We start from the raw sequence: 14,244 nt of genomic DNA, 5'->3' as shown, positions 1-14,244 counted from the left end.
CCATGCACAACACGACAGGGCCCGCGGGCCAGAGCGGCGCGCTGCCGCCAGGACAATCGGTCAGCATCATCCTGATCGAGGACGACGACGGGCATGCCACGTTGATCGAGCGCAACTTGCGGCGAGCGGGCTTGACGAACGGTTTCACGCGTTTTTCCGACGGACAGCAGGCGCTCGACTATTTCTTCAGCGACGAGCCGGCGCACGCGCGCGAGGATTTGCCGCCTTCCGTGATCCTGCTCGACTTGAAGATGCCCCGCATCGACGGCTTGGAAGTGCTGCGCCGGCTCAAGGCCGACCGGCGCACGGCATCGCTGCCCGTGATCGTGCTGACGACGACGGACGATCCGCGGGAAATCGAACGCTGTTACGAGCTGGGTTGCAACGTGTATGTCACGAAGCCCGTCGAATACGATGCATTCATCGAAGCGGTGAGGCGCCTCGGATTTTTTCTGCAGGTGGTGAAGCTGCCCACGGCGGCTAGATGAGCGCCCTTGCGCGCTTGGTCGCCGACGGCGCAGGATTCGCAGCCTTGTTACGGGTCGCGTCGCGCTCGCCGACGGCGTACCGGCTAGCGCGTCGGCGCGGCGGCAAGCGTTGCCGCCGCGCGCAAGGCAGCCGCGCGGTTATAGCTCGATGCGGGTTCCGAGCAACGCCAGGAACTGGCGCAGCCACTCGGGATGCGCGGGCCACGCCGGGGCGGTGACGAACGGCGCATCGGTCACGGCGGCATCGACGGGAATGTCGGCATATTCGCCGCCAGCCAAGCGGACTTCAGGTGCACAAGCCGGATAACAGGAAATGCGCTTGCCGCGAATCACGTCGGCCGCCGCCAACAGTTGCGCTGCGTGGCAGATGGCGGCGATCGGCTTGTTCGCATGCGCGAAATGGCGGACGAGTTCGATGACCTTCGGGTCCAAGCGCAGGTACTCGGGCGCGCGCCCGCCCGCGATGGCGAGGGCGTCGTATGTATTGGCGTCCACGTCCTCGAAGCTCGCGTTCAGCGCGAATTGGTGGCCGGGCTTTTCGGTGTAGGTCTGATCGCCCTCGAAATCGTGGATGGCGGTTTTCACTTTCTGGCCGGCATGCTTGCCGGGGCACACGGCATCGACCGTATGACCGACCGCCTGCAGCGCCTGGAACGGCACCATCGTCTCGTAGTCCTCGGCGAAATCGCCCGTGAGAAACAAAATTTTCTTCGCGGCCATGACCTTCTCCTTTCGAGGTGAGCGGACAAACGTGAATGAGGCTGAGTGCGTCAGAACGAAATGCTGAGGGAACAGGCAGTGTACTCCTCGACCATGACCGCTATGCGCCAGCTTCAGGTAGGGGCGAGCAGCGGCGGGGCGCCTTGCGCCCGACGCTCGTCTCTCGATGGACGAACCGTGACGGGCGCCGGGTTGCTTTCGAGTCAAATTGTAATTAACATAGGTACACTTCGTCGGACCCGTGCAGAGCCATGAATACCAGCAGCCGCTTCGCCTATGCCGTCCATATTCTGGCGCTGCTGTCGTTGCAGCAGGGCGAGCCGTTGTCGTCGGAGATCATCGCGGGCAGCGTCAATACGAATCCCGCGCTGATTCGCAAGTTGCTGTCGATGCTTGCGCGCGCCGGTCTCACGACGTCCCAGCTCGGCGCGGGCGGTGGCGCGTTGCTCGCGCGCGCGCCTGAAGCGATCGCGTTGATCGACGTGTACCGCGCAGTCGACGAGGCGCCTTTGTTCGGACTGCACCGTGAGGCGCCGAATCCGGCGTGCCTCGTGGGCCGGCACATTCAGCAGGTGCTCGTCGGCATCATCGATAACGCGCAGCGGGCCATGGAAGGCTCGCTGGGCTCGCGTACGCTGGCCGACGTCACCGCTGGGGTGATCGAGGCCGAACACTCGGCAGGCGGCGCGTAAGCCGCAGTCGAGGCGGCTCGCGGGCCGCCGCAGGAGTGTCCGCGCCGAGCGCGTGGCGCCGAAACGAAGTCACAAGCGAGAGGCGCTGCCTCTCTTTTTTAGGCCCTAAAATGTAATCGACACGGTTACATAACGATCTGGAGCGGCATGATGCAACAACGTTTGAAAATCGCCTTGTTCGGGGCGACCGGCATGATCGGATCGCGTATCGCGGCACGGGCGCTGGCGCGAGGACACGAAGTGACGGCGCTCGTGCGCCGGGCTCGGCCTGTCGAAGGCATGCCCGCGCTGCGGGTGGTCGCCGCGGATCTGTTCGACACCGCGACGAGCGCGCAGCACGTGAAGGGCGTCGACGTCATCGCCAGCGCCTACGGCCCGGCGAGCGAGGATGCCGCGAAGGTCCTGGACGCCACGCGCGCGCTGATCTCGGTGGCACGGGAGGCCGGGGTCAAGCGCCTGGTGGCCGTAGGGGGAGCGGGCTCGCTCGAGGTGGCCCCGGGCAAGCAGTTGGTCGACACCGAAGGGTTTCCCGATGCCTACAAAGCCGTCGCGCTCGCTCATCGCGAGGCCCTGTCGATTTATCGAACGGCGACCGACCTGGATTGGACCTTCTTCGCACCTGCCGCGATCATTGCGCCGGGCGTCGAGACCGGCGTTTTCCGCACGGGCGCCGACACGTTGATTGTCGACGCCAATGGGGAGAGCAAGATTTCCGCTGAAGATTACGCGGTTGCGTTCGTCGATGAAATCGAAGCGGGCCGCTTCGTGCGGCGCATTGCGACGACGGCATACTGACGGCGCGACAGCCGGCGGACACAGCTGCGAGCGGCGCTCAACGCCCGGACAACGACGGCTCCGCCGCCGCCTCCACGAGCCGGTTGACGTGCGTGGCGATCTGCTCGCCATGCACGCCATACACTTGGAGCGATAGGGCGGGCCGCGAGCTGGTATTGGCGAGCCGGTGGATCGCCGTCAAGCCGGCGCGCACGTACGACACGGCGCCCGCTGCGCGCATATGCGCGCGCACGGGCGCAGCGCATTGGGTGTCGCCGTCCCACTCGTAAAGGGTTTCGTGCAGCGTGCCATCGAGCACGGCGTACCCGCACCAGGTGTGATGCCCATGGACGGGGCTCGCCTGACCTGGTTGCCAAACGAGCGCGGCGGCAGCATAGCGGCCATGCGGATCGGCAATCAGCAAATGACGCCGGTAGCAATGAGCCGCGCCCTCGCGTTGGGCGGGCGTGAGCAGTGTGTCCTCGGCCGCCGCCTGCGCGAGCGCCGCCCGCATCAGGTGCGCGAATTGTGCGCTGCCGCCCGCCGATGGATCGGCATCGCGGGGAACGGCGGCGAACGCCGCGTCGAGGGCATCGCGCAAGCGCGCCACGGCGGCTGCGGTTTCGCTTTTCGGCATTGACGCCGCGCGTTGCGAGCCGACCGGGGGCGAGCCGAACGGTGCTGCGCCGGTGTGCGGCGTCGATTTCGAAACTTGGTCCATGGCGCTTTGACGGGACGCGCCGCGCGGGGCGGGCGTCGGAGTGATCGATGGCCCATTTATATCGTGTTATCGACAAAAAGAGTTTCCGTATAATTTCCTCGTTTCGCATAAATATAGAAATTTTTTCTAGCACGAGGTCGCTATGGGAATGGACGCTATCGATAAAAGGCTCGTCGAGTTCCTTCAAGCCGATGCGACGCTACCGATCGCCGAACTCGCGAGTCGCGTCAATCTTTCGCAAACACCGTGTTGGAAGCGCGTGCAGCGGCTCAAGGAGGAAGGCGTCATCCGAGCTCAGGTGGCGCTGTGCGACGCCCGCAAGCTGGGCGTCGGCACGACCGTGTTCGTCGCCGTGCGCACGAATCAGCATACGGAGGAGTGGGCGCGCCAGTTCGTGACGGCCGTGCGGGACATTCCGGAGGTGGTGGAGGCGTACCGGATGAGCGGCGAGACCGATTATCTGCTGCGCATCGTCGTGTCCGACATCGACGACTACGATCGCGTCTATAAGCAATTGATCCGCGCGGTGCCCTTGTTCGACGTCAGCTCGAGCTTCGCGATGGAGCAGATCAAGTATTCGACCGCGCTACCGGTGCGTTGATCCTGGCCGCGCCGCACGGCGCGCGCGGTGGGCGCAGTGCGATGCGCGTAGAATGCCGGCTGCTCGACTCTCTCTTTCTTCGGCCCGTGTTTTTCCCGCCGTACACTCCTTTTTTATGAACCATCCGCGCCAACCTAACAAATCGAATCCGACGACGCGCGTCGCCGTGCTCATCGTCGTTCTCGTGCTGATTGTGATCGGCACGTTCCTTTTCAACGCGATCAAGGGCAAACGCGAATACGACGAGCAAAACGCAGGCGCGCCGGCCGCGTCGATGCCAGCCGTTCAAATCACGAGCGGCGCCATCGCCGCGAGCGCGCCCGCGGCTTCGCAGTAAGCGAGCAGGCGCACGGCCGGCGGGCTGCTCGCTCGCCCATGCGCAGCGGACGTTCCGGCCGGCGCCGCCCTCGCGGCGTTTCGTTTATGGCTGTGGCAAGCGGATCGTGCCGGCATCTTTGCAAATCAGCTGCGAGGCGGCGAGCATCTGCTTGCACTGCAGGGCCAGTAGCTTGAGTTCGCCGACGAACTCCGCCGTTTGCGTCCCGGCCCGCTCGGTTTCGACCACCATCGTGTCGAGGTCGCGCTTGATGAGCTTGGCTGTTTCGGATTGATCCGCGGGCGGCGCCTCCCCCGCCTGAGCGCGCGTGAGGTTCTCGCGCACGGCCGAGAGCGCGTGTTGCAAGGCGAGCGCGCCGTCTGGCTCGTGCTCGGCCACGCTGCGCAACAGCGGAGCGGCGGCCGTGATGTGCGCGGCCAGTCCGTGACTCTGCACGAGCAGGTCGTTCAACTCCGGCACGAACCGTTGGTGCGCCTTGGGTTCGAGCATCATGCGGCGAAACGCTTGCGCCAGGTTGGCGAACGCAATATGGACGTTCTTGCGCGCGAGGCGGTAGCGGAAGTCGCGCTCGTCCGTTGCAGCCGCATCGCGGGGCGATCCGCCCGCAACGGCCGAAACCGTCGCGGCGGCCGCCCCAGGCGGAGCGCCCGCCGTGGCAGCGTCAGGCGCATTGCCTCGCCACCAGGCGCTTTCCAGGTATTGGCGCGTCGCGCTCAGCATCTCCGTGACGAGCTTGCCCATCAGCCGATACTCCCAGTACGGAAATAGGCGGCTCGCCCCGATCGCGAGCGCGCAGCCGATGACGGTGTCGATCGCGCGCTCGCCGATGATGCGCATGCTACCCGGCGCGAGCAGATGAAACAGCAGCAAGACGTACGAGGACGTGAACACGACGCTCGCGGTGTAATTGAACAACAGCAGGCTGTAGCTCATCACCATCGATGCGAACATGAACACGAGCAGCACGGCCGGGGCCTTCACGAACCAGATCAGTGCGATGCTGGCCGCACAGCCGATCGCCGTGCCGACGATACGCTGGGCGTTGCGCTGTTTGGTGAGCGAATAGCCGGGCTTCATGATGATCAGCGTCGTCATCACGATCCAATACGCGTTCGTGAGCGGCAACAGGCGTCCGAGCCAAAAGCCGACGGCTACCGCGAGCGTCACGCGCAGCGCGTGGCGAAAGCTCGGGGAGGCCATCGTCAGATTCGAAAAAATCTGACGCAGCGGCACGCGGCGGTTCGACAAGAAGCGCATCAACGTATGGTCGATGCGCAGCTCGGTGCGCGCGCTGGGCGCATCGCTCGCCAGGTGCTTCTTCATCTTGTCGATGAGCCGCACGCCGCTCCAGATGCGCCTGAACGTAGCCGAGGCGGCGGCATACGCCTCGGGTTGGCGCTCCGGCAGGCCCTGCTTGCGCATCTGTTCGATCTCGTATTCGATCGCGCGCATCTCGGCCTTCATATTGACGCGCGTCGCGGGCCGCCGATTCTGCAGAACGGCCAAGCCGACTTCTTCGAGATCGCTCGCGGCTTTGCGGATCAGATCGCGGAAGAAAAGCATGACGTCGGTATTGCCGAACGTGGCGCGCATGAGCGGGTAGTCGGTGTGCGCGCCGACGAATAATTCATGCAGATCGACGGTGTTGATGAACAGATTGAACAGCGTCACGCGGCTCGCATCGAGCTGGCCGCGCCGCAGCTTCGGCAGATTGCGCAAGACGATCGCACGCGCGGCGTCCTGCATTTCCACTGCCGTCGTTTGTTTATCGACGAGATTGCGGTAGCAGTCGTCGAGGTTCGCGTCGATGTCGTAGAAATCGGCGCGCGCAAGCAGATAGTCCACGCAGGCGAAGACGTTTTCCGCGAGCGCTTGCTTCTCGATGCGATGCGCCTGCCATTGCGAGACGAAGGTCGCCCAGTACGTGTACCAGAGGCCGCCCGCGAGAATCCACGCCGCGTTCGTGAGCGCCTGCAGCGGCGTGAAATGCTGCTCGAGCGTCATCACCATCATGAATAGCGTCGCGAAGCTGATTTGCGGCCAGCGATTGCCGTAGGCAACGGTCAGCGACAGCCCGAACGTCAGTGCCACGACCGTGGCCCACAGCGCGAAGACGTTGAACGTCGCAAGCCCGGTCGCGAGCGCGGACGCGAAGCCGAGCACGCTGCAAATCAGCATCTCGTTGTGCTTGTATTTGAGCGGGCCCGGCATATCGACGACGCAGGCGCCGAGCGCCCCCGTCGCGATGGTGAAACCGAGATCGGCCTGGTGAAACACGACGAGGCACAGGACGGCCGGCAGCGAAACGCCGACGGCCATGCGCAGTCCCCCGAAAAAATATTGACCGTAGAGAAATTTTTCGATTTCTTTCGAATAGCGCATCGATCTCGAGGCGGCAACGCCAAGCGGGGTCGGGAAGGGGATTGGCGTCGAGTCTAACGTATTTCGCACGCGCCGGGCGCGGCTGCGGCGCGTGCTTACAAGCGCGCCGCAACGGGCTCACGGCGTTCGCCCGCCACCCGCCCGCGACGGGGCGACTGCGTGATGCCGGCGCGCACGCGCCGGCCGATGCGTTTGCTATGCTGATGCATTTCGCCGCTCGGCCACGACCGTAACGCCGCTCTCACCGCAAGGGTTCATGCTCCAGCTTTTCTATTCGAATCGCTACGAAACGCTCGTTCGAGCGCTCACGGAAGATCTCGCCTCGATGCCGTCCGATCCATGGGCGCGCGAAGAGATCGTCGTGCCGAGCGCCGCGGTGCGTCGCCATCTCGAGCTCGAACTCGCCTCGCGCCGCGGGATCTGCGCGAACGTCAACTTCAGCTTTCTCGCGCAGTGGCTGTGGACCCAGATCGGCGGCGTCATCGATGTGCCGATGCACTCCCCGCTGGCAGTCGAGCGGCTCGCTTGGCGCTGCTATCGCTTGTTCGGCGCGTTCGCCGGCGAGCCTGCGGGCGCGGGGCAGGCGCAGGGACTGGACACGGCGTCCGGCGCCCCGGCCGCATGGCTCGAGTCGCCGCGGCTTCGCGCCTATCTCGATGCGGCCGATGCGCCGATGCGCTACGAATTGTCACGGCGCGTGGCCGCGGTCTTCGATCACTACTTGACCTACCGCCCCGAGTGGTTGGCGCATTGGCAGCAGGGGCGGTCGATCTTCGATCCCGGCCCCGGTCCCGGCGCGATCGCACCGGTGCGCGCGGCGAAAGCCAGCGCCACGCTGCGCGAAGACGAACGCTGGCAGGCTGCCCTGTGGCGGCAGTTATTGGCCGAGCTTGGCGCCGTGCAAGGCGTTGCCGGTGTAGCCGATGCAACCCCGCCCGCCCACCGCTTTCTAGCGCTCGCGCGCACGCTCGATCTCGATGCGGTCATGCGCGCGGGTTGGCCGGCGTCGGTCAGCATCTTCGCGCTGCCAACCATCGCGCCGCTCTATATCGCGTTGCTGCGCGAGCTCTCGCGCTGGATCGACGTCCGTTTGTACGTGGTGAATCCGTGCCGGCAGTTTTGGTTCGACATCGTCACCGAAGGCAGGGCGCTGGCGCTCGAAGCCGCCGACGCACTTGACTATCACGAGGTCGGCCACCCGCTGCTCGCCCAATGGGGCCGACAAACGCAGGCGCATCTGCATTTGCTGCACGAACTGACGGAAGGCGCGGCCGCGGGCGAGGCGACGCATTTCGGCGAGAACGAGGCCGGCAATTGGCTCGCCCGCGTGCAAAACGCGATGCTCGATTTGACGCCGGAGACGCCCGTCGCCGGATGCACGCACGAGACCGGAGGCATCGAAGTCCACGTCTGCCATAGTCTGTCGCGCCAGCTCGAAGTGCTGCACGATCGGCTCCTTGGCTGGTTCGACGAGGCGCAATCGAGCGCGCAGGGCGCGCTGCCGGGCCTGCGGCCCTCCGATGTGCTCGTCGTATGTCCCGATCTGGCGGCGGCCGCGCCGCTCATCGACGCCGTTTTCGGCACGACGCAATACGATGCGCGCGGCCGCATCCCGTATCGCATCACGGGCCTGCCGCCCTCGCAAGCGAATCCCGTGGCGCGCGTGCTGCTCGATTGGCTGGCGCTCGCCGAGCGCGGTGTGACCGCACCCGAAGTCGTCGAATGGCTGCGCGTCGAAGCGGTGGCGGCCCGCTACGGCATCGACGCCGCATCGCTCGACATCGTCCAGGGTTGGCTCGCTCAAGCGGGGGCGCGGCGCGGGCTTGCGCACGAGGCCCCGGCAGCGGGCGAGGGCGAGCCTGCATCGCAGGCCGTGGCGGGCTCGCGCCATACCTTCGCCGATGCCTTGACGCGTCTCTTCCTGGGCTACGCCATGCCCGACGACGCCGATCCGCTCGACGCTTGGTTGCCGGTCGCGGGTCCGCGCGGGGCCGATGCGGAGCTGCTCGGGCGGCTCGCTTGCTTCATCGACGATCTCTATGGGTTCGTCCGGCGTTCCCGCGAGCCCCTGAACTGCGACGGCTGGGCTGTCTTGTTGGCCGATGCGCTCGCGCGCTTGTTCGATTCGTCGCCGCCGTTCGCGGATGCGCTCGCGAGCGTGCGCGAAGCAATCGAAAAGGCCCTAGAGGCGATGCGCGACGGCGCGCGCGAGGCGCCGGCGCCGGCAGCCGTCATGCGCGCGGCGCTCACCGTCGCCTTGGACGATGCGGCGCACGGCGGCGTGCCCTGGGGCGGCGTCACGTTCTCGTCGCTGACGAGCCTGCGCGGTTTGCCCTACCGCGTCATCTGTCTCATCGGCATGGACGATGGCGTCTTGCCCAGCCTTGCGCGCGCCGACGAGTTCGATTTGATGGCGGCGTTGCCCCAGTTGGGCGACCGTCAACGTCGCGCCGACGAACGCAACCTGTTCCTCGATCTGTTGCTGGCGGCGCGCGACCGGTTCTTCGTGAGCTATACGGGCCGCAGCATTCGAGACAATGCGCCGCTGCCGCCGGCCGCGCTCGTCGACGAATTGCTCGACCATTTGGCGCGCGCGAAGGCCGGCCCCGATGCGGCGCCGGCCGCGCTCGAGCAGGCGCGTCGCGCCTTCATCGTCGAGCATCCGCTGCAGCCGTTCGCCGCGTCGTATTTCGAGGGCGAGTCCCGGCTCTTCACCTACGACGCCGAGCGCGCGCGCCTCGCGCAGCGGCTGGCCGAAGACGCCGATCCCGTTGCGCCCGCATTCTTTGCCGGGCCGTTGCCGCCGGAGCCGGCGGAGCCGATTGCGTTTGTCGATTTTCAGCGGTTTTGGCAGCATCCGGCGCGCGCATTGTTGCGCGAGCGCCTGGGCGTCGTGCTCGAAAAGACGCGAGGCGAGCTGCTCGAAGTGGAGCCTTTCGAACTCGACTTCGCAGGGCGCGATGCATTGGCCGATCGGTTGCTGCCGCGTTTGATCGATGGCGATGGCGATGGCGCCCGCGCGCGCGCATGGCGAGTCGCGCAGACGAGCCCCGAGCTGCCCGCGGGCGCGACGGGCGATGTGTTGAAGCGGCGCGAGCTCGGTGCGCTCGCACGCCTCGCGGGCGACGTGCGCGCGGCGCTCGCGGCGGGCAGCGCGCGCTTGCAGTTCTCGCTGCCGGTCGTTGCGCGCTGGCCCGAGACGAACGGCGTTGCGCTCTTCGGCGAGCACGACGCGGCGTTGCGCGAGGCGCTGTCCGAGGCTGCGCCCGTGCAACTGTATGGCGCGCTGAACCATGCGACGGAGGCGGGGCTCGTCCTCTATCGCTATTCGAATCCCAATGCGCGCGAATACCTCAGCGCCTGGTTGACCCATCTTGCGTACTGCGCGGCGCAACCGGACGGACCCTGCCGCACGGTGTGGCACGGCGCTAGCGAGCGCTTCGCGTTTTCGCGCGTCGATGCGCCGCTCGTGCATCTCGGGCCGCTCGTCGCGCTGTTCCTGGCCGGGCGCCGCCTGCCATTGCGTTTCTTTTCGAAGAGCGCATGGGCCAAGGCGAATGGCGGCGATTCCGATGCGCTCGGCGTTTGGATCAGCGATCGCGTGCGCGGCGAATCCGACGATGCGGCGCTCGAGATCGCTTGGCGCGGCCTCGACTTGACGCTGGATGAATCCTTCGGCGCGCTGTCGCGCATCGTTTTCGAGCCGCTGCTTGCCCATCTGAGCGGAGACGACGCATGAGCGAACTCGATTGCCGTCCGTCCGATCCGCCGCCGCCTGAGCCCCTCGACGTCTTCGGTTGTGTGCTGGCTGGCGTCAATCAAATCGAGGCCTCGGCGGGCACCGGCAAGACCTGGAACATTTGCGCGCTCTACGTACGCTTGTTGCTCGAACGCGACCTGAACGCCGACCAAATTCTCGTCGTTACGTTCACGAAAGCGGCCACGGCGGAATTGCACGAGCGGATTCGCGGGCGGCTTGCCGAGCTCGCGCGGGCCATCGAGATCGACGACGACGGCGGGGATCCGTTCGTCGCGCAGTTGCTGGCCACGACGCTCGGTCCCGGCGGGCTCGATCGGGAGTTGGCCGGCAAGCGGATTCGGCGCGCACTGTCGACGTTCGACCAGGCGGCCATCCATACGATTCACGCGTTTTGCCAGCGCGCGCTACAGGAGGCGCCTTTCGCGGCAGCCATGCCGTTCGCGTTCGAGATGGAGGCAGACGACGCGTCGCTGCGGTTCGAGCTCGCCGCCGAATTTTGGCGCGAGCGCGTCGAGCCCGTCGCCGCCGCCTACCCGGCATTCGCCGCTTGGCTGGTGGCCAAAGGCGCGACGCCGCTTGCGCTCGATGCGCAGCTCGCGCGACGGCTGAAAAAGCCGCTCGCGCAATTGCGCTGGGGCGCATCCGGGGCGACGCCGTCGGAACTCGGCACGCACGGCGAGGATGATGCGCAGGTCCGCTTCGATCAAGCGTGCGGACTCTGGCGCGAGGAGCGAGGGGCGATCGCGCGGCTGCTCGATGAGGCACAGGCCGCGCTGAAGCAAACGACCCATAAAAGCGAAGCGGTGCGCGCGGCGCTGGTTGCGTGGGACCGTTACTTCGCCGAAGGCGACTGCCATGCGCCGCCTCCCCGGGAAGCGCTCAAGCTGAGCGCAACGGCCCTGCGCAAAGCGACGAAGGTCAAGTTCGCAGCGCCCGAGCATCCGTTCTTCTTGTTGGCCGATACGCTCGCCAAGGCGTCCGAAACCGCTGAAGCGACCCACCGGGCGCGCTGGCTCGGCTTGCTCGCGACATGGCTCGAACAAGCCCCGCAGACGCTCGTGGCGTTGAAGCGCACGCGCCGCTTGGCCTCGTTCGACGACTTGCTCGCCAATCTCTACAGCGCGTTGCTCGAACATCCGTGGCTCGCCGATGCGCTGCGCGCGCGCTATCCGGCCGCGCTCATCGACGAGTTCCAAGACACGGACCCGCTGCAGTTCGCCATCTTCGAGCGTATTTTCGGAGGAGCCGGCAAGGACGGCCTCGTCGGGCCGCTCTTTCTCGTCGGCGATCCGAAGCAAGCGATCTACAGCTTTCGCGCCGCCGATCTGCACACCTATTTGGCCGCGCGGCATGCGGCGACGGCGCGCTATACGCTGGCCGTCAATCAGCGTTCGACGGCGCCGCTCGTCGATGCCTGCAATCGCATCTTCGGCGCGAACCCGCACGCGTTCGTGCTCGACGGGCTCGACTACATGCCGGTGCAAGCGGCCGGCCGCGCGCGGCCGGCGTTCGTCGACGACGCCGATGCGCAGCGCGCCGACGCGGCGCTGCGCGTCTGGACGCTCCCTTCGGGCGAGGCGGCGTTGACCAAGCGCGAGGCGCAGCGGCAAGCCGCCGAAGCGTGCGCCGCTGAAATCGTGCGTCTGCTGCGCGGCGCGCGGGAGGGGCGCGTTGCGTTGGGCGAGACTCAGCTCGCGCCGGCCGATATCGCCGTGCTCGTGCGCACGCACAAGCAGGGCAGCTTGATGAAACGCGTGCTGGCCGCTTGGGGCGTCGGCAGTGTCGAGTTGGCGCAGTCGTCGGTGTTCGCGACGCTCGATGCCGAGCAACTCGAACGCGTGATGGCGGCAGTCGAGGCGCCGGGGGATCTGAGGCGGTTGCGCGCGGCGCTCGCGGCCGATTGGTTCGGCCTCGACGCACACGCGCTCGCGCGCCTCGCGCAGCTTGCCGATGCGCCGGCGCAGGCGCATGCCGACGAGGCGACGGCTTGGGTCGAACGGTTTTCGCGCTACCGCACGCTGTGGCTCGAGCGCGGTTTTGCCACGATGTGGCGCACGATGATGCGCGAACTCGACATCGGCGAGCGTCTGCTCGCCGGGCGCGAAGGAGAGCGGCGGCTGACGGACGTTCATCACCTGGCCGAACTGGCTTCGGCCCGCGCCGCCGTCCACCCGGGCATTGCGCCGACACTGCGCTGGCTCGCCGCCGAGCGTGCGCGAGGCGGCGGCGAGGAGGCGCAGTTGCGGCTCGAATCGGATCGCGACCTCGTGCAGATCGTTACGGTTCATAAATCGAAGGGGCTCGAATACGCCGTCGTGTTTTGTCCGTTCCTCTGCGACGGCGCGCGGATGGCGAATTCGTCGAGCGGGTTGCCCGATGCGCACGAGTACCACGACGATGCGCAAAGAGGCGCGCGCGCGGTGCTGCATTACGGTTGCGAGGGAAGCGAAGCCGAGCGCGCCGAACGCGAGGCGGCGCGCGAGGAGGCGGCCGAGCGCGCGCGGCTCGTCTACGTGGCGCTGACGCGCGCGGTGTACCGATGCTATCTCGTCTGCGGCGCTTATCTCGTGTCGCGCTCGACGAAAGAATCCCGCCGCAGCGTCCTGAACTGGCTCGTCGCGGGAGATGGGCGTGCATTCGAGGATTGGTTCGACGATCCGCCTGAGCAGAGTGCGCTCGATCTGGCCTGGGCGGCCGTGGCGGGCGGCCCGATCGGGCTTGCGCCGCTGCCCGCGCCGTCGCGCCGAGAGCCGCTTGCTCGCGAGGCAGGGCCGAGCCGGCATTTCGTTGCGCGGGTGTTGCACCGTGCGTTGAAAGAGACTTGGCGCATGGCGAGTTTCAGCTCCCTCGCGGCGGCCGCGCGCCAGACGAGCGTAACCGTCGACGACGAGCCGAGGCCCGATCACGACGCGCTCGTTCCCGCCCCGCAGGACGCGCAGGCGGTGGAGTCGGCGTGGCCGCCCTTGCTCGCGCTGCCTGCGCGCACGCACGCCGAACTGCTGGTCGAGAACGACATCCTGGCGTTTCCGCGCGGCGCGGCGGCCGGCGAATGCCTGCACCGGATGTTCGAGCTGGCCGACTTTTCGGCGCCTGCGACGTGGCCCGCGGCGATCGACCGTGCGCTGATCGAGCGGCCGGTCTCTGCCGAGGCGGAGACGGCGGCTCGTCTGCCGGCCATGATGGCGCGGTTGATCGAAGACGTCACGGCCACGCCATGGGCGCCCGGGCTGACGCTCGCGGCGCTGAATCCGGCCCGCCGATTGACCGAGTGGCCGTTCGTGTTCGCCGCGCCGGCGCTCGAGCCGCGCGAGCTGCGGGCGTTGCTCGCCCGGCATGGCTACCCGGACGTGCTGCTCGATCCGTCCACGCTGGCGGGCTACGTCAAAGGGTTCATCGATCTGGTGGTCGAATGTGAAGGTCGTTTTTGGATCATCGATTGGAAGTCGAATCACCTTGGCACGACGCCGGCCGATTACGGGGCCGACGCGCTCGAAGCGGCGATGGCGCACCATGCCTACCATTTGCAGGCGCTCCTTTACACGGTCGCGCTGCATCGTTACCTGAAGATGCGCCTGCCACGCTACGACTACGACTTGCACATGGGCGGCTACGCCTATCTGTTCGTGCGGGGCATGCGTCCAGCATGGCGCGACGGGGCGGCGCAGGCGGGCGTATGCGCGCGCTTGCCGGCGCGCGAGTTGATCGAGGCGCTCGATGCATCGATGAACGGGGAGCTTGCGTCATGAGCGTAATGCACGACCGGGGGGCA

Annotated in this window: 10 protein-coding genes; 7 read left to right on the top strand and 3 right to left on the bottom strand. The window is 66.9% G+C overall.

The annotated features are described in order from the left end of the window. The first annotated feature begins 2 nt into the window (after window positions 1-2). Window positions 3-488: a response regulator gene (locus QQS38_RS03110; RefSeq protein WP_479643889.1), complete on the top strand. Its 486-nt coding sequence runs from the start codon at window positions 3-5 to the stop codon at window positions 486-488. A gap of 138 nt (window positions 489-626) precedes the next feature. Here QQS38_RS03110 and QQS38_RS03105 read toward each other — a convergent pair whose 3' ends face one another. Next, complete coding sequence (locus QQS38_RS03105) at window positions 627-1,208, bottom strand: DJ-1/PfpI family protein (protein WP_479643888.1); 582 nt, start codon at window positions 1,206-1,208, stop codon at window positions 627-629. 251 nt (window positions 1,209-1,459) lie between these two features. On the opposite strand from QQS38_RS03105, the gene QQS38_RS03100 reads away from it, so the two are divergent. Then, complete coding sequence (locus tag QQS38_RS03100; protein WP_479643887.1) at window positions 1,460-1,900, top strand: Rrf2 family transcriptional regulator; 441 nt, start codon at window positions 1,460-1,462, stop codon at window positions 1,898-1,900. A 150-nt stretch (window positions 1,901-2,050) separates the two neighbouring features. Further along, the gene (locus QQS38_RS03095; RefSeq protein ID WP_479644092.1) at window positions 2,051-2,695 is read left to right on the top strand and encodes an NAD(P)-dependent oxidoreductase; all 645 of its coding nucleotides are present in this window, start codon (window positions 2,051-2,053) and stop codon (window positions 2,693-2,695) included. Between the two features lie 37 nt (window positions 2,696-2,732). Here QQS38_RS03095 and QQS38_RS03090 read toward each other — a convergent pair whose 3' ends face one another. Then, window positions 2,733-3,395, bottom strand: coding sequence for a cysteine dioxygenase family protein (locus tag QQS38_RS03090; RefSeq protein ID WP_479643886.1), 663 nt, complete (start codon window positions 3,393-3,395; stop codon window positions 2,733-2,735). A gap of 148 nt (window positions 3,396-3,543) precedes the next feature. Between QQS38_RS03090 and QQS38_RS03085 the strand changes: the two genes are divergently transcribed. After that, window positions 3,544-3,996, top strand: coding sequence for an Lrp/AsnC family transcriptional regulator (locus QQS38_RS03085; protein WP_479644091.1), 453 nt, complete (start codon window positions 3,544-3,546; stop codon window positions 3,994-3,996). 166 nt (window positions 3,997-4,162) lie between these two features. Further along, on the top strand, window positions 4,163-4,333 hold the full coding sequence (locus QQS38_RS03080) for a hypothetical protein (RefSeq protein WP_479643885.1): 171 nt from the start codon (window positions 4,163-4,165) through the stop codon (window positions 4,331-4,333). An 84-nt stretch (window positions 4,334-4,417) separates the two neighbouring features. Here the strand turns inward: QQS38_RS03080 and QQS38_RS03075 are convergent, their stop codons facing one another. Continuing rightward, the gene (locus QQS38_RS03075; protein WP_479643884.1) at window positions 4,418-6,715 is read right to left on the bottom strand and encodes an FUSC family protein; all 2,298 of its coding nucleotides are present in this window, start codon (window positions 6,713-6,715) and stop codon (window positions 4,418-4,420) included. A 256-nt stretch (window positions 6,716-6,971) separates the two neighbouring features. Here QQS38_RS03075 and recC point away from each other — a divergent pair, with 256 nt between their 5' ends. Then, window positions 6,972-10,454, top strand: coding sequence for an exodeoxyribonuclease V subunit gamma (gene recC / locus QQS38_RS03070; RefSeq protein WP_479643883.1), 3,483 nt, complete (start codon window positions 6,972-6,974; stop codon window positions 10,452-10,454). Further along, complete coding sequence (recB, locus tag QQS38_RS03065; RefSeq protein WP_479643882.1) at window positions 10,451-14,221, top strand: exodeoxyribonuclease V subunit beta; 3,771 nt, start codon at window positions 10,451-10,453, stop codon at window positions 14,219-14,221. Before recC ends, recB begins: the two co-directional genes overlap by 4 nt. Window positions 14,222-14,244 lie beyond the last annotated feature (23 nt).

The organism is Trinickia sp. Z7, assembly GCF_056498045.1.
This window is presented reverse-complemented; position numbering and strand designations above follow the sequence as displayed.

Bases quoted from the DNA above. Each gene is read 5' to 3' on its own strand.
- QQS38_RS03110 (WP_479643889.1), top strand. From the start codon at position 3: ATGCACAACACGACAGGGCCCGCGGGCCAGAGCGGCGCGCTGCCGCCA.
- QQS38_RS03105 (WP_479643888.1), bottom strand. From the start codon at position 1,208: ATGGCCGCGAAGAAAATTTTGTTTCTCACGGGCGATTTCGCCGAGGAC.
- QQS38_RS03100 (WP_479643887.1), top strand. From the start codon at position 1,460: ATGAATACCAGCAGCCGCTTCGCCTATGCCGTCCATATTCTGGCGCTG.
- QQS38_RS03095 (WP_479644092.1), top strand. From the start codon at position 2,051: ATGCAACAACGTTTGAAAATCGCCTTGTTCGGGGCGACCGGCATGATC.
- QQS38_RS03090 (WP_479643886.1), bottom strand. From the start codon at position 3,395: ATGGACCAAGTTTCGAAATCGACGCCGCACACCGGCGCAGCACCGTTC.
- QQS38_RS03085 (WP_479644091.1), top strand. From the start codon at position 3,544: ATGGACGCTATCGATAAAAGGCTCGTCGAGTTCCTTCAAGCCGATGCG.
- QQS38_RS03075 (WP_479643884.1), bottom strand. From the start codon at position 6,715: ATGCGCTATTCGAAAGAAATCGAAAAATTTCTCTACGGTCAATATTTT.
- recC (WP_479643883.1), top strand. From the start codon at position 6,972: ATGCTCCAGCTTTTCTATTCGAATCGCTACGAAACGCTCGTTCGAGCG.
- recB (WP_479643882.1), top strand. From the start codon at position 10,451: ATGAGCGAACTCGATTGCCGTCCGTCCGATCCGCCGCCGCCTGAGCCC.